Raw genomic sequence first — 9,942 nt, 5'->3', positions numbered from 1 at the left:
TTCAAGCGCTCTCCCGAAGATAGTAAGGAGGCAAGATGTCTCGCAAATGCTCCGTTCTGCGGCGTTTGATTCTGAGGCATAGCAATGCAGAAATAAGTCTCGAAAGACTTCGGTTCGAGATCGAAAATCAAAGAAGTTAAGCTGTAAATTGGGTTTCTGTACTCTGTTTATAGTCGAAAATTAATTGCAGAATAAGCATGTAGAAATCTTATGTGTTGCTTGTTTGGACGAGGGTTCGAATCCCTCCAACTCCACTATTTAAAACCTAATCATTTGCATTTCAATTGGTTAGGTTTTTTTTAGCCCTCATTTAGTCCATAACTTTATTAACTGCCAATTTTTCTATTGTTTTTACACAATATTTATTTAAATAGTTTAATTAATTTCGTATTAATAAATACAAATTATATAAATTATTACTTTTCGTGGGGTTTACGTTTAGTTGCTCTTCCCGTGAAAATGGTACGACAATTAGCACTCCGCAAACCCAGGGAGACCTATTTACATTACAGAGAATATTATAAAAGAGTTTTTTTTAAAAAGTATAAAACAATAATATGAAAACAATACCATTTCTACTCTTATTAGTTTCTAGTTATGCATATTTTCAGACTAGAATCGATAGTATTATAATTGATCGTCAGGAAAAAGTGAAGTATGTTAATACACTTATAAATGAGAAAAATCTACAGAATGAAATCACACAAGAATGTGACAGAGTGCTCAATAAATTTCACGAAGTCAAAAGGGCGTTATTATCTATAACTGATTATAGTAATAAACAATTACAAAAAATTATAATAGATCCATTAACTGATTATGAATACTATGATTACTTTAATACAAAAAACGGAGGTACTAAAGAAGTAAATACAATAAAATATGGTTACACTAACCGAAATGATATTGAGGAACAACTTAAAATTAATGAAGTTGTATTACTAAGTAACATATATAATAAGAAATCTGCAGTTTATAATGATCATCTCACAATAGTGCAAAATTATATAGACAAGAATTTAAAACGGCTAGGTATTTCTAAAAAAGTCTGGGATAATATGAGCGATAACGACCGAAATCTTTTAATTGACAAATTTGAAAAATAAATACTATGAACAGACAAACGGCAATAGGATTAGTAGTAGGAACTATTATAGCTCTGGCTATAGCTCTTATAACAGGAGAAAATAAATATTATCGTCATTATGACAGAACTAGTGAAGTGGGTAAGGAATATTATGATGAAAGATCCGAAACTGATACTCATTATTTTTCAGATTTTCAATTTAATAACACTTTAATTCTTTTAGCTCTTATAGGAGGAACAGGATTAGGCTACTTATTTTCTGAGCAAATAGAGAATAAAGTAGTAGGGATTTATAGAGCTAAAGTTAAAAGTTAAATAGTTGAACTTCCATAAACATTACATTACAGGAGTAGAAATTAATAAAGAAAACCATGTAAAAGAGCCAGAGATAATATTTTAAGAAATTTCCCCTCAAAGTTCATGTTTTATAAGGTTTTCAAATTTTATTTTTCGACCGTTTTCTGTCGTTAAATACCAAACAATTTATAAAACTCTCTAAAATCTAAATTTTCAGATTGTTTTATCTTTTGTAGAAATACGGGAATATTGTTTTGTCATCTAACAAGCGTAAAATTTTCTAAAACCTTTACTGTAGCCGAAATAAAATTCCCTTAGAACTTCATTCGTTGAATTCTAACCGCATTTAGAATCGCCAAAAGCGCTACTCCAACATCGGCGAAAACGGCTTCCCACATCGTGGCTAGACCACCGGCGCCCAAAACTAAAACAATTCCTTTTACCACAAAAGCCAAAGTGATATTCTGCCAAACAATTTTCTTCGTTTGCTTCCCGATATTGATGGCCATTGGGATTTTACTTGGCATATCATCCTGAATCACCACATCTGCAGTTTCCACCGTGGCATCACTTCCAAGTCCACCCATGGCAATTCCGACATCACTTAGAGCAACAACTGGCGCATCATTCACACCATCTCCTACAAACGCCACACTCTGATTCGTTGCCTTTATTTCCTGAAGTTTAGTTACTTTATCTTCCGGTAATAAATCACCAAAAGCATTTTCAATGCCCAATTCCTTCGCTACGAACTGAACAACGGCATTTTTATCACCGCTCAACATCGTCGGTTTTATACCCAGGGATTTCAGTTTTTCGATGGTCAGTTTCGCGTCCTGTTTGATGCTGTCGGCAACTGTGAGATAACCTACAAATTTTTTGTCGTAGGCAATAGCAATGAGCGTGTAAACAATTTTGCTCACCTCAGCATCATAAGAAATATTAAATTTGTCCATCAACTTAAAATTACCCACTAGTAATTCTTTGCCTGAAACCGTGGCTTTCAAACCGTGACCTGCAATTTCTTCCACATTTTCTAACTGGATATTGGTATTAACCTCTCCCACAAATTCGTGAATCGCCGTGGCAACAGGATGCGTACTTTTGCTTTCTAGCGCATTGACCATTTCTAAAATTTCTGCCTGATCAAAATCTTTATTAAAAATAACTTCCTGAACTTTGAAAACACCTTCCGTCATGGTTCCGGTTTTATCCATCACCACATTTTGAATATTGGCAATAACATCTAAAAAATTGCTGCCTTTAAATAAAATTCCATTTTTACTCGCAGCTCCAATTCCGCCGAAATAACCCAGTGGGATACTGATCACCAAAGCGCACGGACAGGAAATTACGAGAAATACCAAGGCACGATATAACCAATCGGCAAAATCATAATTGGCCACAAAAAAGTAAGGTACAAAGGTGATCGCAATGGCAAGGTAAACCACGATAGGAGTGTAAATCTTTGCAAATTTTCGGATGAATAATTCCGTGGGCGCCTTCTGAGCCGTGGCATTCTGAACCAATTCCAATATTTTACTTAGTTTGCTATCCGTGTAAGCAGTGGTCACTTTTACTTGGGAAACGGTGTTCAAATTGATCATTCCAGCCAAAACAGTTTCTCCCTTAGACTTCGTGTCTGGTTTACTTTCGCCGGTTAGAGCTGCAGTGTTAAAGGATGACTTTTCAGAAAGCAATTCGCCATCCAGACCTAATTTTTCTCCAGGTTTTAATTGAATAATATCATTGATCTCTGCTTTTTCAGCCTTGATGATTTCCGGAATATTATTTCTGAGGACTGTGACTTCATCGGGTCTTTGATCCAGCAGACTTTTAATATTGGCTTTCGCTCTGGAAACAGCCAAGGTTTGAAAAACTTCACCGACAGAATAAAATAACATTACGGCTACACCTTCTGGATATTCGCCAATTCCAAAAGCTCCGACCGTGGCAATTCCCATTAAGAAAAACTCCGAGAAGAAAGCGCCTTGCCTGATGCTTCCGAATGCCTCTTTCAATACTGGTAATCCGACCGGAAGATAGGCGACAATGTACCAAGCGATTCGCACCCAACCTGTAAACCAGTCAGGTTTTAAAAGATGATCAAAATACAATGCAATAAGAAGCAACGATAAAGAGATGATACTGGGCAGAAAAAGTTTAAAAGTACTGCCTTCCATATTGGTATGGTCGTGATCGTCGTCTGCTCCGTGATCGTGACCCGCGTGAGAATCATCTGCTGGCGTTGCGTTGAAACTTTTTCGGAGAGCTTTCTCTGGCTTTAAAATTTCTTCTGCACCTGCTTCGGTATATATTTTCTCTTCTTCGCTGCAACAAGTTTGTTTTCCCTGCGCGTCATAAGTATGTTGATGTTTCATATAATTTTTTTAAAGTAAGTTTTAGTGATCGTGACCGCCGCCACCAACTAGTTTAGCATTGATGAAAAAAGCACCTTTTGTAACAATTTGGGTATCTTCCGGAATTTCTTTTACGAAAGTAACAGCCGTGTAGCCCATATTACTTACGCCTTTTGCAACCTCGATCCGTTCAAAATTAATACCATGTTTTTCTTCTTCGGCGTGTGCTTTTTCTTCACTTGCAGATTTTGGCGCAGCGCCCTCTTCTTCTACATGTCCTGCGGGTTCTTTTTTGGTCACCACAAAAATATAATCTTTACCATCTGCACTTACAAGCGCTCCGTTTGGTACTGCTGGCGCGGTAACATCACTGAGACTCACAATCCCGGTGATATTCATTCCATCAATTAACCCTTCTTTATTACCCGTTACTTTACAGTGAATTGCAATCGTTTTACTGTCATTTTCAAAGGAAGAACCTATGCTAAAAACGCGCGCATCATATTCTATGGCAGGATTATTTGTCAAAGTGAAGTGGATGATCTGCCCGACTTTTAATTTAGGTAGATCTTTTTCAAAAACCTGCAGATCCAAATGCAGAGAACTGTTATCAACAATTTCTGCAATAGGCGAAGAAACATCAACGTAACTCCCGATCTTTGCAAAAACATCGCTGACTACGCCACTTAGCGGACTGGTTACGACCAACTGCGATCTCAGATTTCCGTTCGAAACAGCATTCACATTAATTCCCATCAATCGAATTTGCTGTTGCAAAGACGCTCTGCGCGTGGAAAGCGTTCTTAACTCCGCTGTTGCATTTTGTAAATTTTTTAGCGCTCCGGCATTTCCGGCGTACAATTCTCGCTGTCGTCTCTCCTCTTGCTGTGCGAATCTAATTCGATCCAGAGTGGTTAAATAATCCTCCTGCAGTTGGATGAACTGAGGATTTTCGATGGTTGCAATAACCTGCCCTTTTTTCACATAAGAGCCAATTTGTACTCTGAGTGTTTTGATTACTCCGCCGTACAAAGACGTCGCATTTGCTTTGCTGTTATTGGGCACACTTAAATTTCCATTGGCTTTAATAGTGGCGGTAAGTTCTTTCTGTTCCACTTTGCCTACTTCAATTCCGACACTTTGCATTTGCTCTTCGGTGAGTGAAACTATATTTTCTGCTTCTTCCTCGTGAACTTCGGCTTCTTTCGAAACGGTTTCCTTTTCTTTAGTTTTTTCCTGCTTACTGCATTGGGTCACAAACAGAAACGAACTTAGAAAAAGGAAAGAGAATAGTGATTTTTTTATATTGAATTCCATATCGAATTATTGATTGATTATTGAATTGATATTTATGACAGATTGATTAATTTGCTGAATACTTTTTAGGTAGTTGAGCTGCAAATCAGTGGCGGTTTGCAAAGCATATAAATATTCCACATACGAAATTTCACCTGTACGATAACCCAGTTGTGCGGCAAAAACGATGTCTTTCGCGTTCGGTAAAGCCTGATCTAAATAATATCGATATTGTTGAACATCTTGCCCGTACTGTTGTAACGCATTTTGAAGTTGCGCATTGAGTTCCAGTTTCTCCTGGTCAGCCTTGGCTTCTAGCGCTTTTTTAGTGAGGTCAAAGGAATTTATTTTTGCTTTTGAAGCGGTAAATATGGGAATTGAAACTCCAATTAAAACGGAATGGAACCTTCTTTCTGAACCGTAAAACACATCTCTTCCACCAACATCAAAATTTCCAATTAGGGATTGATTCGTATATCCAAGTGTTAAATCCGGTAAGTTTTGCGCTTTCTGAATTTCTTTATTTTGTTCGGCGATAAGCGCTTCCTGATATAAAGCCTTCACCGCAGGATGATTAGCGATGGCAGTCTCATCCATTAAAGCACTTGCTAATAAAGGCTGAAAATTTTCTTCTTCTTTAATTTTAAAAGAATCTTCTGTATTTAAAAGTGCTTTTAAACTTTGATACGCACTGTTGAGATAGACTTCGTTTTGTTTCAGCAACAAATAAATTTCTCCTTTTTTAACTTCTGCGGTGCTGATCTCCACCTTTTTAATGTCGCCGACTTTAAACCTTAATTTAGCAATTCGTATAAAATCAATATATAAGCTATCGAGGTAAGCCAACTGCTTCTGATTATTTTCCAAATACTGAATCTGGTAAAAGTAGGTCCGAACCCGATTTTTTAATTCAAGTTCCGAGAGTTCAATCTGCAATTCTTTGCCTCTCACTTCTGATTTTAAAAGTTCCTTTCTCGCTCCAAATAAAGTAGGCCAGGGAATCGTCTGTGAAATCTGGAAAGACTGATCAAATTTTTCACTGCTGTATTGCCCCACCTGCGCATTGAACTCCAGCTTCGGAATTTCTCCGGCCGTTTTCATTAAGCTTTGCGAAGATTTTAATTCTAAATTCTTCGATTTGATGGTTCCGTTATTTTGCACGGCGATTTCCAGCGCTTCGTCAATTCCAAGAATTTTGATTTCCTGCGCATTCAGGGTAAAGCCAATCGAGGAAAGAAACAAAACGATGATTGTCGTTATAGATTTCATTTTAAGTCTTTTTCGAAAATTAAATTTTGAATTGAAGATAATGTAAAGCAAAGGCAACACGAAAAGAGTTAGGAAGGTTGCTGTGATTAATCCTCCGATCACCACGGTCGCCAAAGGTTTCTGAACTTCCGCACCGGCGCCTTGTGATAAAGCCATGGGTAGAAATCCTACACTCGCAACCGTTGCAGTCATTAAAACCGGTCTTAATCTTTCTTTTGTTCCTTGAATTACCCGCTGAAACAGATCGGTCACGCCGTCTTTTTCCAATTGATTAAAAGTTCCAATGAGGACGATTCCATTTAAAACTGCCACTCCAAATAAAGCGATAAATCCTACGCCAGCACTAATGCTGAAAGGCATATCCCGCAAAAGCAAGGCAAACACGCCACCGATGGCACTCATCGGAATGGCAGTGAAAATTAAACTGGCCTGCTTCACCGAATTAAAAGTGAAATAAAGCAAGGCAAAAATAAGTAAAAGCGATAAAGGCACGGCGATCAAAAGCCGCTGCGTCGCTTTTTCGAGATTTTCAAATTGTCCGCCATAAGTGAAATAATATCCCGTGGGCAATTGTATTTTCTCCTCCAGTTTTTTCTGAATTTCCTTAACCACACTTTGAACATCTCTATCGGTGACATTAAAACCTACATATATTCTTCTCTTGCCGGCTTCGCGACTGATCTGAGTGGGTCCTAATTTATATTCTATGGTGGCAACCTGCGACAATGGAATTTGATTTCCCGTATTGGTGGGAATCATCAAATTACTGACGTCGTCAATATCTGTTCTGTGAAGACTGTCCAATCGTACGACCAGATCAAACCGTCTTTCATTTTCAAAAACCTGCCCAGCAACTTTTCCCGCAAAAGCAGTACTCAGTACACTATTCACCTCTTCCACATTGATTCCATAATTGGCAAGGCGCGTTCTGTCGTACTCCACATTTATTTCCGGTAAACCCTGAACCTGTTCCACTTGTGGCTGGCTCGTGCCTTCAACTGTTTGTAAGACTTGACTCACTTTATTGGCATAAATAGAAAGACTGTCCAGATTTTCACCGAAGATCTTCACGGCTACATCCTGTCTGATACCGGTCATCAATTCATTAAAACGCATTTGGATCGGCTGATTGGTTTCAAAAAAAATACCCGGAATGACTTCTAATTTTTCATACATTTCTGATGAAAGTTCGTCATAACTTTTCTTAGTTTTCCACTCTTTTTGAGGTTTAAGAACGATGATCAGATCACTGGCTTCCGGCGGCATAGGATCGGTAGGAACTTCAGCAGACCCTGTTTTGGCCACAACCATTTTTACTTCATCAAAACCTTTAATTATTTTTGAAGCTTGTGAGGCGGTTTCTACACTTTGACTCAAAGAACTTCCCTGCGGTAAAATACAGTGAAAAGCAAAATCTCCTTCCTGCAACTGCGGGATAAATTCGCCACCCATATTTTTAAATAAGAGTAAACTTACCGCAAATAATGCGACCGTTCCGCCAACCAGCCAGTATTTAATTTTAATGGCTTTCTCCAAAAGCGGTTGGTAAACCCCTTGCAAATAAGTCATCATTTTATCCGAAAAATTCTTCTTTTGTGAACCTTTCTTCGATAAAAATAAGGCACACATCATCGGAATATAAGTCATTGATAAAATTAAAGCACCTAATATGGCAAATCCCACGGTCTTTGCCATCGGCGTAAACATTTTGCCTTCTACACCGACTAAAGTAAGGATCGGAATATAAACGATTAAGATAATAACTTCTCCAAACGCTGCACTGTTTCTAATTTTCGATGCAGACTGAAAAACTTCTCGATCCATGTCTTTCTGGGTGAGCGTGTGCATCGATTTCCGTAGACCCAAATGGTGAACGGTTGCCTCCACGATGATAACGGCTCCATCGACGATCAATCCAAAATCAATGGCGCCCAAACTCATTAAATTCGCGCTGACCCCAAAGACATTCATCATTCCCAAGGCAAATAGCAAGGATAAAGGAATCGCCGAAGCCACGATCAAGCCTGCCCTAAAATTCCCTAGAAATAAAACCAAAACGAAAATAACGATCAGGGCACCTTCAATTAAATTGGTTTCCACTGTAGTCATAGCGCGGTCTACCAATTCTGTACGATCCAAATAAGATTCAATAATTACATCATCCGGTAAAGAATTTTGGATCACCGGGATCTTTTCTTTGATGCGTTTTACGACTTCATTGCTGTTCTCGCCTTTCAACATCATCACCACGCCACCAACAGCATCCACTTCACCATTGTAGGTCATTGCTCCATATCTTAAAGCACTGCCAAAACGAACTTCGGCAACATCTTTAATAAAAATAGGAACATTTCCAGTGGCATTTTTTACGCTGATGTTTTCGACATCCTCTAAAGAAGTGACTAGTCCAATTCCTCTAATAAAATAGGCGTTGGGTTTTTTGTCAATATAAGCGCCACCCGTATTTTCATTGTTTTTTTCCAGCGCCGTGAAAATATCTGAAATGCTGACTCCCATTGCTTTCAAACGGTCTGGATTTACAGCGACTTCATATTGTTTAAGTTCACCGCCAAAACTGTTGACCTCTGCAATTCCTTTGGTGCCATTAAGTTGTCGGGCAACAATCCAGTCCTGCATGGTTCGCAGATCGCTGGCGTTGTATTTATTTTCGCTGCCTTTTTTCGGGTGTAAAATGTACTGATACACTTCACCCAGACCTGTGCTTACGGGCGCTAATTCAGGCGTACCGATTCCTGCGGGAATATTTCGTTCTGCTTCTTTTAATTTTTCATTGATGAGTTGCCGGGCGAAGTAAACATCAACCTTTTCATCAAAGACGACGGTAATAACCGACAAGCCGAAGCGCGAAATACTGCGGATTTCTTCCACATCCGGAATATTGGCGATACTCTGTTCGATGGGAAAAGTGACGAGTTGTTCTACCTCTTGTCCGGCTAAGGTGGGAGACACGGTAATAATCTGAACCTGATTATTGGTAATATCGGGGACGGCATCGATAGGCAGTTTGGTAGCGCTCCAAACGCCCCAAATAATAAGAAACAAAGTCATTACCCCAATAACAAGTTTGTTCTGTATGCTGAAATTTATAATACGATTTAACACTTTACATTCAATTAAAGATGAATAAAAATTGAGTTGAGACCTAACTGAAGAAACAGAAAGGTTGGCTGATATAGAACCATCAACAAGTAGACATTACGCTTCGCGCAGCATCGAAATTGACGAAGATCAGATGAGAAGTATTATGCAGTAATTTGGGGCGGATGCCAGACGTTACCCGAGTAAACAGAAATAAAGGAAAGTTTACGTAAAATGAATTTTTGTTCAGGTAAAATTTTAATTGCAGGAATTGTAAGATAAGAGGCGTGAGATTTTGAGATCACCGGCGTAGTGCAGCAGTTACAGACACAGAACGAACTGCAGAAATCTGCAGTGTCCGTAGGATGATCGTGCGAGGCTGAGAAGGTGGTCGTTTCTTTATTGATCTCTCCAGAATTAAAAGCATCACTGCAAGGCACTATTGAAAGCGCCAAGAGATAAAAGCTAAAAATTAGAGTGAAAAATTTCATTGGGGTGCAAGATAGTAAGAATTTTTTTTAGATTGATATTTTT

Annotated in this window: 6 protein-coding genes and 1 other RNA gene; 3 read left to right on the top strand and 4 right to left on the bottom strand. The window is 38.6% G+C overall.

Annotated features, from left to right (window positions below; translation table 11 throughout):
• The 3 genes from ssrA to ACEYOS_RS00215 all read left to right on the top strand — a co-directional run.
• Positions 1-257, top strand: a transfer-messenger RNA (tmRNA) gene (gene ssrA / locus ACEYOS_RS00225); the annotation flags it as partial.
• Positions 258-557: 300 nt separating this feature from the next.
• Positions 558-1,106: a hypothetical protein gene (locus ACEYOS_RS00220; RefSeq protein WP_373708659.1), complete on the top strand. Its 549-nt coding sequence runs from the start codon at positions 558-560 to the stop codon at positions 1,104-1,106.
• A gap of 5 nt (positions 1,107-1,111) precedes the next feature.
• The gene (locus tag ACEYOS_RS00215) at positions 1,112-1,402 is read left to right on the top strand and encodes a hypothetical protein (RefSeq protein ID WP_373708658.1); all 291 of its coding nucleotides are present in this window, start codon (positions 1,112-1,114) and stop codon (positions 1,400-1,402) included.
• 296 nt (positions 1,403-1,698) lie between these two features.
• Here ACEYOS_RS00215 and ACEYOS_RS00210 read toward each other — a convergent pair whose 3' ends face one another.
• The 4 genes from ACEYOS_RS00210 to ACEYOS_RS00195 all read right to left on the bottom strand — a co-directional run bounded on the left by ACEYOS_RS00210 (position 1,699) and on the right by ACEYOS_RS00195 (position 9,899).
• Positions 1,699-3,765: a heavy metal translocating P-type ATPase gene (locus ACEYOS_RS00210; protein ID WP_373797473.1), complete on the bottom strand. Its 2,067-nt coding sequence runs from the start codon at positions 3,763-3,765 to the stop codon at positions 1,699-1,701.
• Positions 3,766-3,786: 21 nt separating this feature from the next.
• Positions 3,787-5,061: an efflux RND transporter periplasmic adaptor subunit gene (locus ACEYOS_RS00205; RefSeq protein WP_143852771.1), complete on the bottom strand. Its 1,275-nt coding sequence runs from the start codon at positions 5,059-5,061 to the stop codon at positions 3,787-3,789.
• Positions 5,062-5,067: 6 nt separating this feature from the next.
• Positions 5,068-9,432 carry a CusA/CzcA family heavy metal efflux RND transporter gene (locus tag ACEYOS_RS00200; protein WP_143852770.1) on the bottom strand — a complete coding sequence of 1,455 codons (4,365 nt, stop codon included), beginning with the start codon at positions 9,430-9,432 and terminating at the stop codon, positions 5,068-5,070.
• A 140-nt stretch (positions 9,433-9,572) separates the two neighbouring features.
• Positions 9,573-9,899, bottom strand: a complete 327-nt coding sequence (locus tag ACEYOS_RS00195; RefSeq protein WP_373709271.1) for a DUF6660 family protein — start codon at positions 9,897-9,899, stop codon at positions 9,573-9,575.
• Positions 9,900-9,942 lie beyond the last annotated feature (43 nt).

Source organism: Kaistella sp. (assembly GCF_041824135.1).
Taxonomy (GTDB): Bacteria; Bacteroidota; Bacteroidia; order Flavobacteriales; family Weeksellaceae; genus Kaistella.
Note: the sequence above shows the minus strand (reverse complement) of the source record. Positions and strands in the feature narration are given on the sequence as shown.

What these genes read in the sequence shown, in the direction of transcription:
- ACEYOS_RS00215 (WP_373708658.1), top strand. Translation starts at nt 1,112, where the DNA reads ATGAACAGACAAACGGCAATAGGATTAGTAGTAGGAACTATTATAGCT.
- ACEYOS_RS00205 (WP_143852771.1), bottom strand. Translation starts at nt 5,061, where the DNA reads ATGGAATTCAATATAAAAAAATCACTATTCTCTTTCCTTTTTCTAAGT.
- ACEYOS_RS00195 (WP_373709271.1), bottom strand. Translation starts at nt 9,899, where the DNA reads ATGAAATTTTTCACTCTAATTTTTAGCTTTTATCTCTTGGCGCTTTCA.
- ACEYOS_RS00220 (WP_373708659.1), top strand. Translation starts at nt 558, where the DNA reads ATGAAAACAATACCATTTCTACTCTTATTAGTTTCTAGTTATGCATAT.
- ACEYOS_RS00210 (WP_373797473.1), bottom strand. Translation starts at nt 3,765, where the DNA reads ATGAAACATCAACATACTTATGACGCGCAGGGAAAACAAACTTGTTGC.